The 17,660-nt window shown below is 73.1% G+C and carries 17 protein-coding genes and 1 pseudogene; 6 read left to right on the top strand and 12 right to left on the bottom strand.

All coding sequences use genetic code 11. The features are described from left to right. Nucleotides 1–36: 36 nt before the first annotated feature. Nucleotides 37–1,299 carry an MFS transporter gene (locus AB0O11_RS32410; protein WP_363394164.1) on the top strand — a complete coding sequence of 421 codons (1,263 nt, stop codon included), beginning with the start codon at nt 37–39 and terminating at the stop codon, nt 1,297–1,299. Here the strand turns inward: AB0O11_RS32410 and AB0O11_RS32405 are convergent. Further along, nucleotides 1,263–1,781: a gamma carbonic anhydrase family protein gene (locus AB0O11_RS32405; protein ID WP_363394161.1), complete on the bottom strand. Its 519-nt coding sequence runs from the start codon at nt 1,779–1,781 to the stop codon at nt 1,263–1,265. The genes AB0O11_RS32410 and AB0O11_RS32405 overlap by 37 nt on opposite strands. Before the next feature lie 153 nt (nt 1,782–1,934). Continuing rightward, nucleotides 1,935–2,501: a DJ-1/PfpI family protein gene (locus AB0O11_RS32400; RefSeq protein WP_363394159.1), complete on the bottom strand. Its 567-nt coding sequence runs from the start codon at nt 2,499–2,501 to the stop codon at nt 1,935–1,937. Between the two features lie 256 nt (nt 2,502–2,757). Between AB0O11_RS32400 and AB0O11_RS32395 the strand changes: the two genes are divergently transcribed. Then, nucleotides 2,758–3,306: an alpha/beta fold hydrolase gene (locus tag AB0O11_RS32395; RefSeq protein WP_363394156.1), complete on the top strand. Its 549-nt coding sequence runs from the start codon at nt 2,758–2,760 to the stop codon at nt 3,304–3,306. Between the two features lie 19 nt (nt 3,307–3,325). Continuing rightward, nucleotides 3,326–3,937 (top strand): hypothetical protein, encoded by a 612-nt coding sequence (locus tag AB0O11_RS32390; RefSeq protein WP_363394154.1) that lies wholly within the window; start codon nt 3,326–3,328, stop codon nt 3,935–3,937. 31 nt (nt 3,938–3,968) lie between these two features. Here the strand turns inward: AB0O11_RS32390 and AB0O11_RS32385 are convergent, their stop codons facing one another. Beyond that, entirely contained in the window at nt 3,969–4,619 is a 651-nt protein-coding gene (locus tag AB0O11_RS32385; protein WP_363394151.1) for a GntR family transcriptional regulator, read from the bottom strand. A gap of 239 nt (nt 4,620–4,858) precedes the next feature. On the opposite strand from AB0O11_RS32385, the gene AB0O11_RS32380 reads away from it, so the two are divergent. Next, on the top strand, nt 4,859–5,857 hold the full coding sequence (locus AB0O11_RS32380) for an asparaginase (RefSeq protein WP_363394243.1): 999 nt from the start codon (nt 4,859–4,861) through the stop codon (nt 5,855–5,857). Between the two features lie 110 nt (nt 5,858–5,967). On the opposite strand, the gene AB0O11_RS32375 is transcribed toward AB0O11_RS32380, so the two are convergent. The 4 genes and pseudogenes from AB0O11_RS32375 to map all read right to left on the bottom strand — a co-directional run bounded on the left by AB0O11_RS32375 (nt 5,968) and on the right by map (nt 10,725). Further along, nucleotides 5,968–8,277 (bottom strand): transglycosylase domain-containing protein, encoded by a 2,310-nt coding sequence (locus tag AB0O11_RS32375; protein ID WP_363394149.1) that lies wholly within the window; start codon nt 8,275–8,277, stop codon nt 5,968–5,970. A gap of 170 nt (nt 8,278–8,447) precedes the next feature. Next, nucleotides 8,448–8,849: pseudogene (locus tag AB0O11_RS32370) on the bottom strand (alpha/beta hydrolase); the annotation flags it as partial. 364 nt (nt 8,850–9,213) lie between these two features. Further along, nucleotides 9,214–9,909 (bottom strand): HAD-IA family hydrolase, encoded by a 696-nt coding sequence (locus AB0O11_RS32365; protein WP_363394147.1) that lies wholly within the window; start codon nt 9,907–9,909, stop codon nt 9,214–9,216. 48 nt (nt 9,910–9,957) lie between these two features. Continuing rightward, nucleotides 9,958–10,725 (bottom strand): type I methionyl aminopeptidase, encoded by a 768-nt coding sequence (gene map / locus AB0O11_RS32360; RefSeq protein WP_363394145.1) that lies wholly within the window; start codon nt 10,723–10,725, stop codon nt 9,958–9,960. 97 nt (nt 10,726–10,822) lie between these two features. Here map and AB0O11_RS32355 point away from each other — a divergent pair, with 97 nt between their 5' ends. Further along, on the top strand, nt 10,823–11,092 hold the full coding sequence (locus AB0O11_RS32355) for a helix-turn-helix transcriptional regulator (RefSeq protein WP_363394142.1): 270 nt from the start codon (nt 10,823–10,825) through the stop codon (nt 11,090–11,092). Between the two features lie 161 nt (nt 11,093–11,253). Here AB0O11_RS32355 and AB0O11_RS32350 read toward each other — a convergent pair whose 3' ends face one another. From AB0O11_RS32350 to AB0O11_RS32340, 3 genes are read right to left on the bottom strand one after another with little or no spacing between them, the layout of a single operon-like run. Further along, nucleotides 11,254–12,648, bottom strand: coding sequence for an ABC transporter substrate-binding protein (locus tag AB0O11_RS32350; RefSeq protein WP_363394139.1), 1,395 nt, complete (start codon nt 12,646–12,648; stop codon nt 11,254–11,256). 50 nt (nt 12,649–12,698) lie between these two features. Beyond that, nucleotides 12,699–13,601, bottom strand: coding sequence for a carbohydrate ABC transporter permease (locus AB0O11_RS32345; RefSeq protein ID WP_363394137.1), 903 nt, complete (start codon nt 13,599–13,601; stop codon nt 12,699–12,701). Next, nucleotides 13,598–14,437 carry a sugar ABC transporter permease gene (locus AB0O11_RS32340; RefSeq protein ID WP_363394134.1) on the bottom strand — a complete coding sequence of 280 codons (840 nt, stop codon included), beginning with the start codon at nt 14,435–14,437 and terminating at the stop codon, nt 13,598–13,600. Before AB0O11_RS32340 ends, AB0O11_RS32345 begins: the two co-directional genes overlap by 4 nt. 311 nt (nt 14,438–14,748) lie before the next feature. Here AB0O11_RS32340 and AB0O11_RS32335 point away from each other — a divergent pair, with 311 nt between their 5' ends. Further along, nucleotides 14,749–15,435, top strand: a complete 687-nt coding sequence (locus AB0O11_RS32335) for an SMI1/KNR4 family protein (RefSeq protein ID WP_363394131.1) — start codon at nt 14,749–14,751, stop codon at nt 15,433–15,435. Between the two features lie 12 nt (nt 15,436–15,447). On the opposite strand, the gene AB0O11_RS32330 is transcribed toward AB0O11_RS32335, so the two are convergent. Beyond that, on the bottom strand, nt 15,448–16,209 hold the full coding sequence (locus tag AB0O11_RS32330) for a glucose 1-dehydrogenase (protein WP_363394128.1): 762 nt from the start codon (nt 16,207–16,209) through the stop codon (nt 15,448–15,450). Then, a complete protein-coding gene (locus AB0O11_RS32325; protein ID WP_363394126.1) occupies nt 16,209–17,618 on the bottom strand; it encodes an MFS transporter in 1,410 nt (469 codons plus the stop codon). The genes AB0O11_RS32330 and AB0O11_RS32325 overlap by 1 nt, the downstream gene beginning before the upstream one ends. Nucleotides 17,619–17,660 lie beyond the last annotated feature (42 nt).

Raw genomic sequence — 17,660 nt, 5'->3', positions numbered from 1 at the left:
TTCCCGGTCCGTCGGCATCACCCCGGAGTCACCCCCTTGCCTCTCGCGCTGCTCGCGCTGGCCGTCACGGCGTTCGCCATCGGAACCACCGAATTCGCCGCCATGGGGCTGCTCCCCCAGGTCGCCGACAGCCTCCACGTCTCGATCCCGCAGGCGGGCTGGCTGATCTCGGCGTACGCGCTGGGGGTGGTGGTCGGTGCGCCGCTGCTGACCGCGCTGGCCGCAGGACGGCCGCGCAAGGCGGTGCTGGTGGGGCTGGCCGGGCTGTTCGCGACCGGCAACCTGCTGTGCGCGGTGGCGCCGGACTTCTGGACGCTGGCCGCCGCCCGGCTGATCACCGGGCTGCCGCACGGCGCCTTCTTCGGCGCGGGTGCGGTGGCGGCGGCTGAGCTGGTCGCGCCGGACCGGCGGGCCCGGGCGGTGGCCGTGATGTTCTCCGGGCTGACCGTCGCCAACATCGTCGGCGTCCCGGCCGCGACCCTGCTCGGCCAGCACCTGGGATGGCGGGCGACCATGCTGGTGGTCGTGCTGATCGCGGCCGCCGGGACGGTCGCCATCGCCCGGCTGGTGCCCGTGCTCCCCTCCCCCGGCCAGTCCGGGCTCCGGCACGAGCTGCGCGCCTTCCGCAGCGGGCAGCTCTGGCTGGCGCTGGCCACCGTGGTGTTCGGCTGCGGCGGCTTCTTCGCCTGCTACAGCTACATCACGCCGCTGCTCACCGAGGTCTCCGGGTACGCCACCGGCTCGGTGACCCTGGTGCTGGCACTGTTCGGGGTCGGCATGACGATCGGCAACGTGCTGGGCGGGTTCGCCGCCGACCGGGCACTGCGCCCCACCGTCTGCGCGGCCTTCGTGCTGCTCTCCGCCACCCTGGCCCTGTTCTCGGTGACCGCGCACGCCCGCTGGTCGGCGGCCGTCACGGTGGTGCTGATCGGCCTGTTCGGCTTCGCGATCGTGCCGGCCGTGCAGACCCTGGTGCTCCAGAAGGCGCGCAGCGCGCCGACCCTGGCCTCGGCGACGGTCCAGGGCGCCTTCAACCTGGCCAACGCCCAGGGAGCGTACTTCGGCGGGCTGGCGCTGGACGCCGGGCTCGGCTGGACCTCGCCGACAGTGGTCGGCGCGGGCCTGGCCGCCGTGGGGACGCTGGTCGCGGTGCTCGCCTGGGCGGTCGACCGGCGCCCGCCCGCCTCCGGAGCCACGGAACCGGCGGCGGCCGCGATGGTCGCGGTCCAGGACGTGCCCTGCGGCCGCCGTCGGGCCCGGGCTCAGATCTCCCGGTGGGCCTCGGCGAGCAGCCGGTAGCCGGCGCCGTTGGTCCTGATGCCCGCCTTCTCCTCCTCGGTCAGCTCCCGCCGCACCTTGGCCGGGACGCCGGCGACCAGCGAGCCGGGCGGGACGGCCATGCCCTGCGGCACCACCGCGCCGGCCGCGACCAGCGAGCCGGTGCCGATCCGGGCGCCGTTGAGCACGGTGGCGTTCATGCCCACCAGCACGTCGTCCTCGACGGTGCAGCCGTGCAGCACGGCGTTGTGGCCGACCGAGATCCGCTCGCCGACCACCAGCGGGAAGCCGGGGTCGGCGTGCAGGGTGCAGTTGTCCTGGATGTTGCTGCCCGCGCCGACGCTGATCGACTCGGCGTCGCCGCGCAGCACCGCGCCGTACCAGACACTGGCTCCGGCGGCGACGGTCACGTCCCCGACCACGACGGCGTTCGGCGCCACGAAGGCGCCCGGGTCGACGGCGGGCGCCCTGCCCCCGACTGCGGCGATCAGCGGCTCTGCCATGTCTCGTCCTCCTGGTGACGGTGGGCCGTTCGCCCGCCGGTCAGCGTAGGGGGTCGGTCACGGCGCGGTGCGGGCGAGGTCCGGTACGGCGTTCCCGGCGACGGCCGGGGTGGTGGCTCCGGGAACGCGGCCCGGCGGCGGCTCGGGCGGGCGTCAGGCGAGCGGCGCCTTGGTGCGCAGGACCTCGATGAAGGCCCGCAGCCACGCCGGGTGGTCGGGCCAGGCGCGGGCCGAGACGACCACGCCGTCCACCACCGCCTCGCCGTCCACGAACTCGGCGCCCGCCGCCTTGATGTCCGGGGCCAGCGCCGGGTAGGCCGAGGTGCGGCGGCCGTCCAGCACACCGGCGGCGGCGGTGATCAGCGGGCCGTGGCAGATCTGGGCGACGGGCTTGTCCGCGGCGAAGAAGTGCTGGGCGATCCGCTGCACGTCCGGGTCGTTGCGCAGGTACTCGGGGGCGCGGCCGCCGGGGATGACCAGGGCCACGTAGTCGGCCGGGTCGACGTCGGCGAGGGCCACGTCGGCGGGCCAGGTGTAGCCGGGCTTCTCGGTGTAGGTGTCGAAGCCCTCGACGAAGTCGTGCACCACGAACTGGAGGCGCTTCTTGCTCGGGGCCGCGATGTCGACCTGGTAGCCCTCCTCCCGCAGCCGCTGGTAGGGGTAGAACACCTCCAGTGACTCGGCGGCGTCTCCGGTGACGAGCAGGATCTTCGATGTCATCGCCGACATCCCTCCACGTGGTCGAGCCTCAGGTCGGGTACGGGCGCCGGGCGGTGGCGGCCGGCCCCGGCCCGGCCCAACCTCCCGTACCGGCGACACCGTTGGCAACGGGGCGCACCGGGCACACAACGGCGCATGTGGAGGTGCGCGCGCCGGTTGCGCGGAGTGCGCGCCGGTCTGGCGCCCGGCTTCGGGGGCCGGCGGCCCGCGTCCTAGACTCCTGCTGCCCGCTACCGTCCCTCTCCCGGAGGAGCCCATGCCCGACCGCACCACCTACGTCGTCCTCCCCGGCTATCAGAATTCCGGCCCCGAGCACTGGCAGACCCGCTGGGAGGTGGCCGAGCCGGAGTCCTTCCGCCGGGTCGAGCAGGCGGACTGGGACCACCCGGAGCGGACGGACTGGGTGGCCCGAGTGGACGAGACGGTGGCCGCGGCCGCCGCCGAGGGCCCGGTGGTGCTGGTCGCCCACAGCCTGGGCTGCGTCACAGCGGCCCACTGGGTGGCCACCGCGTCCGCCGAGCGGACCGCCACCGTCCGGGGCGCGCTGCTGGTGGCCCCGGCGGACGTCGACACCGCCGAGGTCCCGGAGCTGGTGAACTTCCGCCCGGTGACGCTGGAGCGGTTCCCGTTCCCGGCCGTCGTGGTCGCCTCGGCCGACGACCCGTGGGTCTCCACCGAGCGGGCCCGCGCGTTCGCCGCCGCGTGGGGTGCCCGGTACGTCGAGCCGGGCGCGTACGGGCACCTCAACTCCGACTCCGGGCTGGGCGACTGGCCGGAGGGCCGCAAGCTGCTCGCCGAACTGTGACCGGGGGAACGGGGGAACGATGAACCGGGCAACGATCGACCGACGGACGCCCCGGGCCAGGCGCGTCCTGGTCCGGCTGCTGGCGGCCGGCGGGCTGGCCGCCGTACTGCTCTACACCGAGGGGCAGTGGGAGAGCAGGTCGGGCGGGCGGATGCTGGTCGCCGACCTGCTCAACCGGCCGGAGCTGCTGCTCGGCGGGGCGCTGGCGGCGCTGATCGCGGCCGCCTGGCTGGGCGACCTGCGCAGCACCGTCCGGAAGGCCACCCGGGCGGTCACGGTGACCGCCGGCGTGGTGTTCCTGCTCGGTGTGCTGGCCGCGCACAAGGTGTCGGCGGCCGAGACCCGCAGCCGGGAGGACGCCCCGGCCGGGGCCGAGCGAGCCCTGGTGGTGGTCCACCGCTCGTACGCCACCGGGCCGACGGCGGGCGAGCGCTGGCAGGTGCTGCTGGAGAGCGGCGAGGGCTGGGCGGCCCGGCGCTGGTCGCTGGCGGACGTCGGCTCGGGCCCGGGCGACGCCCGGCTGGTGGGGGCGAGCTGGACCGGACGCTCGCAGATCACCGTGGTGACCGACTCCTACCGGCGGGTGTTCAACCTCGACCAGGACAGCGGCGAACCGGTCGAGGCGCGTTAGCCCGAGCCCGTCGCCGGTGGACACCGCGGCGTCACCGACCTGCCATGTGCGCGATCATCTGTTCCCGGACCCGGTCGAGGTGACGGGCCATCACCTCGGCGGCGTGGTCGGCCCGGCCCTCGGCGATGGCCTCCGCAAGGTGCTCGTGGTCGGTTATCGAGGCTTCGGTGTGCGCGGCCGGCACGTTGTGCCGGCTGCGGAGCACGGTGATCTGCTGATGCACGCGCTCCACCTGTTCGGCGATACGGGGACTGCGGGCCGCGTCGAGCAGTGCGCGATGGAAGTCCAGACTGCTGCGGTGGGCGAACCGACGACCCCCGGTCATGAGTTTCCGCGACTGCTCGCACGCCCGGCGCAGGGCTGTGACGTCCTTGCGGTCGCGCCGCCCGGCGGCCAGGCGCGCGGCCGCGGTCTCCAGCGCGGACCGCAGCTCGAAGAGCGCCTCGACCTCCTCCGGACCGGCCTCGAAGACGACGGCGCCCTTGTTCGGCACGTGCACCAGCAGGCCCTCGCTGACGAGCTGCCGGATGGCTTCGCGCAGGGGTCCCCTGCTGATGCCCAGCTCGCGGGCGATCTCCACCTCGTTGATCCGGGTTCCGGACGGGATCTCACCGGTGAGGACGCGCTCGCGGAGCGCGCCCACGAGCTGGCCCGCCAGGCCGCGCCGGAGGGTCTCTGACATGGGTGGTGTCCGTCCGTTCGGGACTGGCCGCTCTGTCGTCCGGCCAGGTGAGGGGGCGTGTCCGGGGTGGTGGCCGCAACGCCGGGGTGTCGGTGGACGACAGTGGACAGGGCCTCCCCCGAGTATGTCAGTACCCGGCGAGGACATCGGCACGGGCGGCGTTAAAGTGATAACTGTTGACACTTTGAGTTGTCCTGTCGGCCGTGGGGCCGAGGAGAGGGGAATGCGCTGTGCACGCGATGGTGGCAGAGGTGTGGCGAGGTGACTTCCTGGAGTCGGTGCACCACGGGACGGTCCTGGCAGCCGGACCGGACGGGCGGACCGTGCTGAGCGTCGGCGAGACCGACCGCCCGCTGTACCCCCGGTCGTCCAACAAGCCGCTCCAGGCCCTCGGCATGCTGCGTGCCGGACTCGACCTGGACGGCGAACTGCTGGCCCTGGCCTGCGCCAGCCACTCCGGCGAAGCCTTCCACCTCGACGGCGTACGCGCGGTCCTCGAAGGTGCCGGCCTCGACACCCGCGCACTGCGGTGCACGGCCGCGCTGCCCATCGGGGAGACCGCGCTGCGGGACCACCTGGCGGCCGGCGGCGGTCCCACTCCGTTGACGATGAACTGCTCGGGCAAGCACGCCGCGATGCTCGCCACCTGCGTCGCCAACGGCTGGGACACGGCCACCTACCTCGACCCCCGCCATCCCCTGCAGCGAGCCCTGCGCGAGACCGTCGAGGACCTGGCCGACGAGAAGGTCGCCGCGACCGGTGTGGACGGCTGCGGAGCGCCGCTGTTCGCCATCGGCTACCGCGGCTTGGCCCGGGCCTTCGCCGCACTGGCGACGGGCCCTGCCGGATCCCCGGAACGGCGGGTCGCCCAGGCGATGAACCGGCACGCCGAGTACGTCGGCGGGACCGGTCGGGACGTGACCCGCCTGATGCGTGCACTTCCCGGCTCGGTCGCCAAGGACGGCGCGGAGGGGGTCTACGCCCTGGCGCTCCCCGACGGCTCCTCCGTCGCGCTCAAGATCGCGGACGGCTCCACCCGCGCCCGTACCGTGGTCATGGCCGCCGCACTACGGCGGCTCGGCGTGCCGGTGGACACCGACGACACCCTCGCCGAACTGGCCACCGTCCCCGTCCTCGGACACGGCGAACCGGTCGGCGCCGTGCGCCCGGCCCGGACGCTCCTGGACCCTTCGCCGCTCCAGGACACCGCACCCGCCGACACCGCCCCGGCGACCTGACGCAGCTCGGACGCACGACCGGACCGGCGCCGAACCGGGTCAACAGGACGGCTGTCCGCCGACGGGCCACGGCCCCGCACGAGTGGCCGCACTCGTGCGGGGCCGGGCGGTCAGTGGTCCTCGGGGTCGGTGGTGCCGGGCGGGACGGAGGCTCCGGTGCGGCCGGGGGCCGGGTTGACGCCGCGCGGCCTGCCGCCGTTGCCCGGGCCCCCGGTGGCGGGGGCGCCGGTGCAGGTGACCGGGCCCGGCGAGCCGCTGGAGGTGGTGCAGTTGGCGTCCCGCCGCACCGGGTCCGGGATGTAGACGGTGGTGAAGTCCTTCTCCGGCATGTCCCGCACCGCGTCGCTCATCGCCTGCTGCCAGATCGGGCCGGGGCCGGTGGCGCCGAAGACCTCGGGCTGGTACTTGCCGCCGATCCGGATGTTGCGCATCGGCACCTTGGTGCCGGGACTGCCCAGCCAGACCGAGCCCGCCAGGTTGCCGGTGTAGCCGGTGAACCAGGCCGACTTCTTCTCGTCCGTCGTCCCGGTCTTGCCGGCGATCTGGCGGCGGTCGTCCAGGCCGAGGTCCCGCGCGGTGCCGCCCTTCTCGGTCACCCCGAGCAGCACGCTGTTGATCACGTCGGCGGTGTCCTCGGACATCGCCGGGGTGCACCGGGCCGGGGGCACCGGGACGTCGGTGCCGTCCACGGTGGTGATCCGGTTGATCGCCAGCGGAGCGCAGTACGTGCCCCGGGCGGCGAAGGTCGCGTACACGTTGGCCATGGTCAGCGGGCTGACCTCCTGGGTGCCGAGGCCGAGCGCGGGCAGCTCCTGGAGCGGATCGCCGCTCGCCTTGCCCTCCACGCCCAGCTTGTTGGCCATCTGCTTGACCGCGCAGAGGCCGATCTCCTGCTCCATCTGCACGAAGTAGGTGTTCACGGAGAGCGCCATGGCCTGCTTGAGCTCGTACGGGCCGACCTCGGTCGGGCTCTCGTTGGGGATGCTCCCCTCCTTCTTGCCCTTGCTGAGGTTCTTCCAGGTGCCGTCGCAGGTCTTCATCGTCGGCCAGTCCATCCGGTTGGGCGAGTCGTACCGCTGGGTGGGCGACAGACCGGCCTCCAGGGCGGCGGCGGCCACGATCGGTTTGAAGTTGGAGCCGGGCTGGAAGCCGATGCCGCCGCCCATCACCGCGTCCACGTTGTAGTTGACGACGGTCTCGTTCTTCTCCTTGGCCAGGCCGTACGGGCGGGTCTGCGCCATCGCCAGGATCTTGCCGCTGCCGGGCTCGACCATCGTCATCGCGGCCGAGACCGGGTCGGTGACGTACACCTTGGTGGAGACCGCGTTCTGGGCGGCGGCCTGCTTGTCCGGGTCCAGCGTGGTGTAGATGTTCAGACCGCCGGTGTCCCACAGTTTCTTGCGCTCGGCCGAGTTCTTGCCGAACGCCGGGTCCTGCTTGACCACGTGCCGCACGTAGTCGCAGAAGAACCCCATCCCGGCCTGGGCGGTGATGCAGCCGTTCCGCGGGTCCTTGTAGTTGAGGCCGAGCGGGGCGGCCTTCGCCTCCCTGGCCTGCTCCGCGGTGATGTGCTTGTTCTCCACCATCTTGTCGATGACGGTGTCGCGGCGCTTCTGGGCGGCCACCGGGTGCAGCTTCGGGTCGTACTGGGACGGATTCTGCACCAGCCCGGCGAGCATCGCCGCCTCGGGCAGGTTGAGGTCCTTGGCGTCCTTGCTGAAGTAGCGCTGGGAGGCGGCCTGGATGCCGTACGCCTGGTGGCCGTAGAAGGTGATGTTGAGGTAGTTGGTGAGGATCTGCTCCTTGGTCAGGTCCTCCTCCAGCTTGATGGCGTACCGGAGTTCCTGGATCTTGCGGCCGAGGGTCTTGCGCTGCGCCTCGCGCACCGCGTCCTGGTCGTCCCCGGCCTTCTCCACGTTGACGTTCTTCACGTACTGCTGGGTCAGGGTGGAGGCGCCCTGGACGGCGGCCCCGCTCTCCGCGTTCTTGGTGATCGCGCGGAGGATGCCCTTGAGGTCGACGGCGCCGTGCTCGTAGAAGCGGGCGTCCTCGATGTCGACCTGGGCCGTGCGGATCAGCGGGGACATCTGGTCGGCGGGTATGACGGTGCGGTCGCGCTCGTACACCTTGGCGATCAGGCCGCCCTTGGCGTCGAAGATCTGCGTCGCCTGGCTCAGCGGCGGGGTCCTGAAGTCGTCGGGGATGCTCTCGAAGCCCTCGGCGCCGTTCTTCGCCCCGAGTCCGACCGCCCCGGCCGCCGGGAGGATCAGGCCCGCCAGCAGTACACCGCCCAGCACGCTGGCGCCGAGGAAGGTGGCCGCGTGGCCCAGCATGCCGATCGGGGTCTCGCGGCGCCTCGAGCGCGGCACCCAGGTGTCGCCCGGGTCCGAGGCAGCGGGTATGCGGCTCTTCGGTGACATAGATCGAACATTACGGCCGCGAACAGGCCGTGGGGGACGGGTGTTGGCGAAGGATTGTCACAAAATCGCGACGGATTCGACTCATTCCCGAGGGCCGGACGGGCGTGCACGGCAGGGCAAGGGCCGTTCGTCCACGGCCCGTTGCCCCGCCCGCACACCTCCCCGCCGGCTCAGCGGGCCGGGCAGAAGACGTCCCGGGCCGGACGGCGACCGGTGATCAGGTAGTCCGTCACCACCTCGTCGCCGCAGGCGTTCCCGTTGGCCCGGTACACGTCGTGGCCGCCCGAGTCCACCGTCACCATCCGGGCCCGGTCCCCGAACGCCGCACGCAGCTCGAGCGCGCCGGAGTACGGAGTCGCAGGGTCGCGCAGGTTCTGGGTGAGCAGCACGTTGTCCGGGCCGTGGCCGGTGATCCGCACCGGCGGCTCGGCGGGCGCGAACGGCCAGAAGCCGCAGGGCATCACGTTCACCGGCATGCCGGCGGTGAGTGGACGGGCGGCGCGGTCGGCGGCAGCGGCCTCGGCGTAGCCGGCCGGGTCGCCGGGCCACCGGACGTCGTTGCAGAGGGCGCCGAAAGCGGTCCAGGCGAGGCCGTCCCGCCCGGGCGGCGCGGTGTCGGCCGCACCGGCGGGCAGGGCGCTCAGCGCGGTGACGGCGAGGGCGGCGGCCGCGGTGACCGCGGCGATGATGGCACGGGTGGGCTTCGACATGCCCAAGAGTCTGCTGCGGATGGGCACTTGGGCCCGTCCGGACAGCGGGCCGGCCGAGGGTGGGGAAATCCCCCGGGTGCCGGGACGGGGCCGGGACCGCTTCCGGCCCCACCCTCCGGCCTCGGAGGGTGGGGGTGGGGAGCCGGTTCGCTCAGAGGCCGAGCAGGCCCGGGTCGGTGGCCGGGGCGCGCAGCGGCTCGCGCGGGTCCACGGGCGGCCTCCCGGCTCACCCGGACAGGGTCTCCAGGAGCGGCATGAGGGCGTTCGGGCGCTGGTCGACGGGCAGGTGGTCAACGGGGTGGAAGCCGCAGCCGAGCGCGGTCGCGCCGCCGTCGCAGGTGCGGTCGTCGCCGACCATCAGGACGTCGGCCGGGGCGAGGCCGAGCCGCTCGCAGGCTGTCTCGAAGATCACCGGATCGGGCTTCTGGGCGCCCACCTCGCAGGACAGCACGTAGACGTCCACCAGCTCGCCCAGACCGTGCACGCGGAAGATCGGACGCAGGTCCCAGCCGACGTTGCTCACCACCGCGACCGGCACGCCCCGTCGGCGCAGCTCGCGCAGCACGGGGAGGGCGTCCGGGTACGGCCGCCAGCTCGCGGGCGCGATGTGGGTGTCGTAGAGGGCGTCCACGTCGAGGCCGGCGGGCGGCTCGGCGGCCCGGGTCAGCGCGGTGTACGCGGTGCGGTGCAGCTCGGGGGTCAAGTCCCGGGTGTCCCAGGCCTGCTGGACCTCCGGCGGGATGCGGCGCGGCGCCGCGCCGCCGGGCAGGGCACCGAACTCCTCCAGCCGGGCCACCAGTTCGGCCTCCTCCCGGACGGGCAGATCGAGGCCGGTGGCGGCGACGTGGGCCGCCAGCCACTCCGCGGTGGAGACGACCCTGAAGAGGGTGCCGGAGAAGTCGAACATCACGCCTTTGATCACGACCGACAGCCTAACCGCGCCCCCGTCACTCGTGGCCGGCTGTCCGGATCAGGGCAGGGTGAGGATGCGCGGGCCGTCCTCGGTGACGGCGACGGTGTGTTCGACGTGGGCCGCCCGACTGCCGTCGGTGGTGCGCAGGGTCCAGCCGTCCGGATCGGTGCGGTGGTCGTCACGGCCGCCGGCCAGCAGCATCGGCTCGATCGCCAGCACCAGGCCCGGGCGCAGCGGGTAACCCCGGCCCGGGCGGCCCTCGTTGGGCACGTGGGGGTCCTCGTGCATCCGGCGGCCGATGCCGTGCCCGCCGAAGCCGTCCAGCATGCCGTACCGGCCGGAGCGGGCGACGGTGCCGATGGCGTGGGCGATGTCCCCGATCCGGTTGCCGACCACGGCGGCGGCGATGCCCGCCTCCAGGGCGCGCCGGGTGGTCTCGATCAGGGCGGTGTCCTCGGGGCGGGCGGCGCCGACGGTGAAGCTGACCGCCGAGTCCCCGGCCCAGCCGTCCAGGACGGCACCGCAGTCGATGCTCACCAGGTCACCGTCGCGCAGCCGGTAGCCGTTCGGGATGCCGTGCACCACGGCGTCGTTCACCGACGCGCAGATGACCGCCGGGAACGGGACGGGCGCGAAGGACGGGCGGTAGCCGAGGAACGGCGAGGCGGCCCCGGCCGCCTTGAGCACCCCCCGCGCCACCTCGTCCAGTTCCAGCAGGCTCACCCCGACCGCCGCCTGCTCCCGGACGGCCGCCAGCGCGTCCGCCACCACCCGCCCGGCCTCGCGCATCGCGGCCAGCCCGGCGTCCGTCTTGAGTTCGACCATGGTGCATCTCTCCCCTGGATCCAATTCTTATACCGGTATTTGTATCACGGTCGCGGGTGTGGACCGCCCGGCGGCGACAGGGCCTAGACTCATCGGCATGGTGAGGACTCCGCTGACCCCGTGGGAGCGCGAGCGCGGCGAGCGCTTCGGGGCGCTGCTGCGCGAGGCGCGCGGCGAGCGCAGCATGGTCGAGGTGGCGGCGGTGGCCGGCGTCTCGGCGGAGACGCTGCGGAAGATCGAGACGGGCCGGGCGCCCACGCCGTCCTTCTTCACCATCGCGGCGCTGGCTTTCGCGCTCGACCTGTCACTGGACGAACTGGCGGCCGCCTGCGCGCCCTCGGACAACGGCGAGGCGCTCTCCGCCTAGGGCCCCCGCCCGGCGCTGCCGGCGGCGTCGTGCCGGGCGCGGTGGGCATCGCCGCGCCGGGCGGGAGCCACGCGGGACAGGACCTCCCTCGACGGCGGCGGCCCGCCCTGCGCTCGGTGCGCGGGGCGGGCCGTCGTCGTGGTGCCGCTCGGCGGCGCGGCTCAGCCGACCGAGCTGTTGTAGCTCTCGATCGCCGGCTGGAGCTCCTTCGCCGCGTCGGCCAGGGCCTGCTGGGCCGGCTTCGTGCCCGCGATGGTCTGCTCGATCGCGGTCTCCACGCCCTTGCGGGCCTGCGGCATCACGCCGAGCAGGCAGCCGGCCGTGGCCGGGGTCGGCTTGGTGGCCTTCAGCTGGTCGATCGCGGTCTGGAACTGCGGGTACTTGGCCACCCACTCCTTGTCCTTGGGGTCGTCCAGGGACTTCTTGTTGACCGGGAAGTAGCCGGTGCCGGTGTGCCAGACGGCCTGCTGCTCGGGGGCGGAGACGAACTTCTCGAACTCCCAGGCGGCACGCTTCTCGGCGTCCGAGTGGCCGGGGCCGCTGATCCACAGCGAGGCACCGCCGATCACCGGGCCGCCCTGGTCGGCGGCGGTCACCTTCGGGAAGGCCGCGGTGCCGACGCCGAACTTCGCCGCCTCGGTGTAGCCGCGCAGCACACCGGTGGACTCCAGGTGCATCGCGACCGTACCGGCCTTGAACGCGGCCTGGGCGTCGTCGGTGGTGCGCCCGGTGTTGGCCGCGTAGCCGCCCTTGACCAGGTCGGCCCACCACTGGACGATCTGGGCACCCTGGGCGGAGTCGAAGACGGCCTTGCCCGCCTTGTTGCTGCGGCCGTTGTCGTTGTCGCAGTACATGGAGCCGGACTCGGCCAGCAGCTGCTCGACGAACCAGCCGTAGATGGCGGCGCCGAAGCCGTACCGGACGGTCTTGCCGTCGGCGTCCTTCTTGGTCAGCTTCTTGGCCAGCTCGCCCAGCTCGTTGAGGTCCTTGGGCGCCTGCGCCGGGTCGAGGCCGGCCTCCTTGAAGGCGTCGGTGTTCAGGTAGAGCAGCGGCATCGAGGAGTTGAACGGCATCGACTGGAGCTTGCCGCCGACCGAGTAGTAGTTGCGGATGTTGGCGTCCAGGTCGTCCAGCGCGTAGCCGTCCTTGTCGGCGAAGGCCTGGGCCGGGACGGTCTGCTTGGAGTCGATCATGAACCGGGTGCCGATGTCGTAGACCTGCGCCAGGGCGGGGGTGCCCTTCTGCTGCACCGCGGCCTTGTACTTGGTGACCAGTTCGTCGTACTTGCCCTGGAACTGCGCCTTGACCTCGATCTTGCCCTGGTGGGCGGCGTTGAACTGGCTGACCAGCCCGTTCAGCACGTCGGCGTTCTTGCCGGTCATCGAGTGCCAGAACTCGACGGTGGTGACACCGGAGGCCTGGTCGAGCGCCTGGGCGCCGGGTGCGCCGGCGTCGGAGGAGCCGCCGGAGCCGGAACCGGAGCCGTTGGAGCTGCAGGCGGTCAGGGACAGGCCGGCCACCAGCAGGGCCGCGAGCGCGCGCGCACTCTTCTTCACGAGGGTTCTCTCTCTATCCGGGAAAGCGACGGACGTGGACGGGACACGGGTCAGCGGACCGCACCCGCGGTGAGGCCGCGGACGATGAAGCGCTGGCCGAAGACCACCAGGGCGAGGGTGGGCAGCAGGGAGAGCACGACACCGGCCAGGATCAGCCCGGGGTCGGCCATTTCGGAGTCGCGCAGCGAGGTCAGACCGATCTGGAGGGTCTGCATGTTCGCCGTGCGGGTGATGATCAGCGGCCAGAAGTACTGGTTCCAGGCCGACAGGAAGACGTAGATCGACAGCGCCGCGAGGGCCGGCTTGTTGAGCGGGACGACGATCCGCCACAGGAAGCGCCAGTGGCCGGCCCCGTCGATCCGGGCGGCGTCGCGCAGTTCACCGGGCAGCTGGCGGAAGGCCTGGCGCAGCATGAAGGTGCCGAAGCCGGAGGCCAGGAAGGGCAGCACCAGGCCGAAGTAGGTGTTGCCGAGCCCCCAGTCGGACAGCGTCAGGTAGTTGGGGATGATGATGGCCTCCCACGGGACCATCAGCGTGGCCAGGAACACCCCGAACACCACGGCCCGCGCCTTCATCGGCAGGAAGACGAAGGCGTACGCGGCGAGGACGGAGGTGAACAGCTGGGCGAAGGTGATGACGGTCGCCACGATCGCCGAGTTGGCGTACTGACGGGCCAGCGGAATGGAGTCCACGGCGCCGGCGAAGTTCCGTCCGGTGACCGAGTGCGGCACCAGGGCCGGCGGGTAGGAGGAGAGCTCGGACGGGCCCATGAAGGCGCCGGCGATCGCGTAGTAGACCGGGAAGGCCACGGTGACGACGGCGACGGCGAGCAGCAGGTAGACGGCGGCGCGGCCGAGCAGGTCGCGCGGGGAGCGCCCGGCGAGGGCGCGGGCACGGGCGCGCGGGCGGGGCGCCCCGGCCTCCGTCCCCGCCTCGGTGGTCAGTGTGGTCATGCGTAGTGCACCTTCCGCTCCAGGACGCCGAACTGGACGGCCGTACAGGCGAGGACGACCACGAGCAGCACCACGGCCTGGGCGCTCGCGGTGCCGAAGTCGCTGGAGCCGTACGCGAAGGCCTTCTCGTAGACGGAGTAGACGAGGGTCCGGGTGGAACCGTCCGGCCCGCCCTTGGTGAGGATGTGGATCTGGCCGAAGCTCTGGAGCGCGTGGACGGTGGAGACCACGGTCAGGAAGAACAGGTTCGGGCCGAGCATCGGGATGGTGATCGAGCGGGCCAGCCGCAGGCCGGAGGCGCCGTCGATGCGGGCCGCCTCGAGGACCTCCCCCGGGATCGAGCCGATGCCCGCGGAGAGCACCAGCACGTTGTAGCCGAGGTTCATCCACACCGTGGTGACGGCCACCGAGACCAGCGCGTACCGGGAGTCGGTCAGCCAGCCGATCGGGCCGAGGCCGACGTGCGAGAGCAGGCCGTTGAGCACCCCGCTGGCGGGGTTGAAGAACACCGCGAAGACCACCGAGGCGCTGGCCACCGAGAACGCGAAGGGCAGCGCGAAGGCCGAGCGCAGCAGTCGCACGCCCCGGATCCGGTTCTCCAGGAGCAGCACCAGCACCAGCGCGCCGAGCACCCCGGGCACCACGGTGAGCAGCGTGAACAGCGCCGTGGTCAGCAGGGTGCGGCTGAAGTCGGCCGAGGCGAACAGGTCGGTGTAGTGCTTCGTCCCCACGTAGCGGGAGGGCGCGCCGAAGAGGTCGTTGGCGTGTCCGCTCAGGTAGATCGTCCGCCACAGCGGGTAGCCGATGAAGAGGACGAAGACCACCAGGGAGGGCAACAGGAAGGCCCAGGCGAGCCCGTGTTCGCCCCAGCGCCCTCGCCGATGTGGTCGTGGGCGGCCCTGAAGGGGCCCGGTGTGCGGTGCGGTCGGCATCTTTCGCGCGTCCGCCTTTCGTGATGTCGGTTCCGGCCGAAACCGTGTCTTGCCCGAACGACGGCGCGGAAACCCCGTGGTGATCAACGGGTGTCGCCGGGATTACGCGTTCGCGTCAGATCCGGCCGGTCGTGCGCGGAGGGGCTTTGGACGGGCGGCGGACGGGCAGTTGGGCGGTTCACCGCGCTGTCGGAGGGGTGGCGTACGGTGCGCTGGTGGACGAAACGGAATTCGACATCCCGGCCGCAATGGCCGAAAGTGTGCGCTCCCGCGCGGGTGCCTGGGCGCTCGTCAGGGGCTTCGCCGCGTACTGGGGCGAGCCCCTGGTGCCCGGTGACGGCTTCACGGACGCGGAGCTGGACGCCGCCGAGCGCCGGCTGGGCCTGCGGCTGCCGGTGGCGCTGCGCGAGGCGTACCGGCTGTTCGGCCGCCGGGCGGACCTGACCAGCAGTCACGACGTGCTGCTGACGCCGGACGAGCTGCACGTGCTGGACGGCGCGCTGGTGTACCGGGCGGAGAACCAGGGCTGCGCGCACTGGGGCGTGCCGCTGGAGGAGCTCGACCGGGAGGACCCGCCGACGGTGATGCGGCCGGACCTGGCGGACAAGTCACAGGAACGGTGGGAGCCCTGGGAGGAGCGCTTCTCGACGGCGGCCGCAGCGATGGCACTGATGGAGAAACTGCTGGAGGACCACGAGCTGAGCGACTTCCTGGAATCCGACGAGGAGCTCCCGGGCTGTTTCCGGGAGTTGCCCGCGCTCGGCCGCAACTTCCGCTGGTACCAGGCGCCGGACGTGCTGGTCGGGGCGGCGGAGGACGTCTGGGTGGCGGCCCGGGCACGCACCCCGGAGGCGCTGGAGGCGCTCTACGAGGCGGTGCCCGGGCCGTGGTTGGGCGGGTAGACCCGCCAGCGGTCAGGCGGAGGAGCCGCCGTCCAGCACGAGGTCGCTGCCGACGGTGTAGCCCGCCTCCGGCGAGGCCAGGTACAGCACCGCGGCGGCCACCTCCTCCGTCGCGCCGGACCGGCCGACCGGGACCTCGGCCTTCATCCGCTCGGCCTTCGCCTCGGCGTCCTCGCCCGGCCGGGAGGACATCGGGGTGTCCACCGCGCCGGGGCTGACGGTGTTGATCCGCACGCCCTCGGCGATGTGGTCGAGGGCGGCGGCGCGGGTCAGCACGGTGACCGCGGCCTTGCTGGCGGCATAGGCGCCGACGCCCGCGATCCGCTTGTGGGCACCGAGGTTGGCCGAGACGTTGACGATCGCGCCGCCGCCGTGGGCCCGCATGTGGGCGATCTGCTGCTGCATGGCGAGCAGGGTGCCGGTGACGTTGACGCCGATCACCCGCTGCCACTCGGCCTCGTCGATCTCGGCGACCGGGCCGGCGGCGCCGAACACTCCGGCATTGTTGACGGCGACGTCCAGGGCGCCGAACCGCTCGACGGTCTCCCGGACCAGTCGGGCCGCGTCCTGGGCGTTCGTCACGTCGCCGGTCAGCGCGACCGCCTTGCCGCCGCCCTGCTCGATCAGCTCGACGGTCCCGGCGAGCGGGCCGGCGCCGCGCCCGGCGACCGCGACCCTGGCGCCCTCGCGGGCGAAGGCGAGCGCGATGGCCCGGCCGATGCCGCTGCCGGCGCCGGTGACCAGGACGGACTTGTCGGCGAAACGCGTGCTCATCAGGTGAACTCCTTGATTCGGATGGTGCGTTCGGGTGCGGTTGGGGTGACGGTCCGGGGCAGGGCGGCGACCGCGACGGCGGTGAGCGCCAGCCCGGCGGCGGCTGCCGCGAAGGCCGCGGCGTAGCCGCCGACGGTGCTCGGGCGGGTGGCGGCGAGCGCCATCAGGGCGGCCAGGCCGGCCGTGGGGCCGAGTTCCATGGCGGTGTTGAACACTCCTGCGGCCAGCCCGGTGCGCTCGGGTGGCACCCCGCCGGTGGCGAGCACGGCCGCACCGGCGAAGGCCGCGGCGGCGCCGGTGGGCAGCAGGAGCAGTCCGGGCAGCAGGCCGGGGGTGTACCCGCTGCCGGGGGCGAGCCCGGACAGCAGGCCGAGTCCGGCGGCCGCCACGGCGAGGCCGCCGGCGGTGACCGCCACCGGCCCGTACCGGACCGTCAGCGGGCCGGCCAGCCGGCCGGAGAGCAGCAGGGCGGCCGCGTACGGCAGGAAGGCGGCGGAGGTGGCCGCGGCGCTCCAGCCGCGCAGCTGCTGGAGGTAGAGCGAGAGCAGGACGAAGGTGAGCGCGGTGCCGGCGGCGGTGGCCATGACGGCAACGAGCGCGGTGGCGCGGCGCCGGTCGGCGAGGAAGCCGGGCGGCAGCAGCGGGTCTGCGGTGCGGCGTTCGGCGGCGGCGAAGGCGAGCAGCAGGGCGAGCCCGGCGGCCAGCGGGCCGTACGTCCCGGGGCTGCGCCAGCCGTGCTCGGCGGATGCCACCAGGGCGTAACTCGTCGCGCAGATACCGGCGGTGGCGAGCGCGGCGCCGCGAAGGTCCAGAGCGGGTCCTCGCCCTGGACGGCGGCCGACGGCGGCGGCGGCGGGCAGGGCGGCGGAACGGGCCAGGCCGACCAGGGCGACCAGCACGGGCACCGTGAACAGCCAGCGCCAGGAGACCGCGGCGGCGACCGCGCCCGAGACCACGCTGCCGGCGGTGGCGCCGAGCACCGACAGTCCGCCCCAGGTGGCCATCGCCCGACGGTAGGCGGCGGGTTCGGGGTACAGCACCCGGACCACCGCGACGGCCGCCGGGGCGGTGAGGGCGGCGCCGACACCCTGGACGAAGCGGCTCGCCAGCAGGACGGGGTAGCCGGGCGCGAGGGCGCAGGCGAGAGAGGCTGCGGCCAGCAGCACCAGGCCCGCCCGGAGCACCGGGCGCCCGCCGCGACGGTCCGTCAACCGCCCGCCGAACAGCAGCAAGGAGCTGAAGGAGAGCCCGTAGGCGGCGCTGAGCAGCAGCACCCCGGACGGGCCGAGAGCGAACTCCCGTGCCACCAGGGGCAGCGGCACGGTCAGGATCGTGATCGTGAAGATCAGCGCCGCCTGGACGACGCCGAGCAGCGCGAAGCCGTACCGGCGGGTAGTGATGACGGCCATGTAAAACCCTCCCCCTATAAAGACCGTTCGATCCAGAATGGA

Source organism: Kitasatospora sp. NPDC093102, from assembly GCF_040683915.1.
In the GTDB taxonomy this organism is placed as follows: Bacteria; Actinomycetota; Actinomycetes; order Streptomycetales; family Streptomycetaceae; genus Kitasatospora.
Note: the sequence above shows the minus strand (reverse complement) of the source record. Positions and strands in the feature narration are given on the sequence as shown.

What these genes read in the sequence shown, in the direction of transcription:
- AB0O11_RS32380 (WP_363394243.1), top strand. Translation starts at nt 4,859, where the DNA reads ATGGTGGCAGAGGTGTGGCGAGGTGACTTCCTGGAGTCGGTGCACCAC.
- AB0O11_RS32345 (WP_363394137.1), bottom strand. Translation starts at nt 13,601, where the DNA reads ATGACCACACTGACCACCGAGGCGGGGACGGAGGCCGGGGCGCCCCGC.
- AB0O11_RS32375 (WP_363394149.1), bottom strand. Translation starts at nt 8,277, where the DNA reads ATGTCACCGAAGAGCCGCATACCCGCTGCCTCGGACCCGGGCGACACC.
- AB0O11_RS32325 (WP_363394126.1), bottom strand. Translation starts at nt 17,618, where the DNA reads ATGGCCGTCATCACTACCCGCCGGTACGGCTTCGCGCTGCTCGGCGTC.
- AB0O11_RS32385 (WP_363394151.1), bottom strand. Translation starts at nt 4,619, where the DNA reads ATGTCAGAGACCCTCCGGCGCGGCCTGGCGGGCCAGCTCGTGGGCGCG.
- AB0O11_RS32400 (WP_363394159.1), bottom strand. Translation starts at nt 2,501, where the DNA reads ATGACATCGAAGATCCTGCTCGTCACCGGAGACGCCGCCGAGTCACTG.
- AB0O11_RS32405 (WP_363394161.1), bottom strand. Translation starts at nt 1,781, where the DNA reads ATGGCAGAGCCGCTGATCGCCGCAGTCGGGGGCAGGGCGCCCGCCGTC.
- map (WP_363394145.1), bottom strand. Translation starts at nt 10,725, where the DNA reads ATGGTCGAACTCAAGACGGACGCCGGGCTGGCCGCGATGCGCGAGGCC.
- AB0O11_RS32355 (WP_363394142.1), top strand. Translation starts at nt 10,823, where the DNA reads ATGGTGAGGACTCCGCTGACCCCGTGGGAGCGCGAGCGCGGCGAGCGC.
- AB0O11_RS32395 (WP_363394156.1), top strand. Translation starts at nt 2,758, where the DNA reads ATGCCCGACCGCACCACCTACGTCGTCCTCCCCGGCTATCAGAATTCC.
- AB0O11_RS32330 (WP_363394128.1), bottom strand. Translation starts at nt 16,209, where the DNA reads ATGAGCACGCGTTTCGCCGACAAGTCCGTCCTGGTCACCGGCGCCGGC.
- AB0O11_RS32390 (WP_363394154.1), top strand. Translation starts at nt 3,326, where the DNA reads ATGAACCGGGCAACGATCGACCGACGGACGCCCCGGGCCAGGCGCGTC.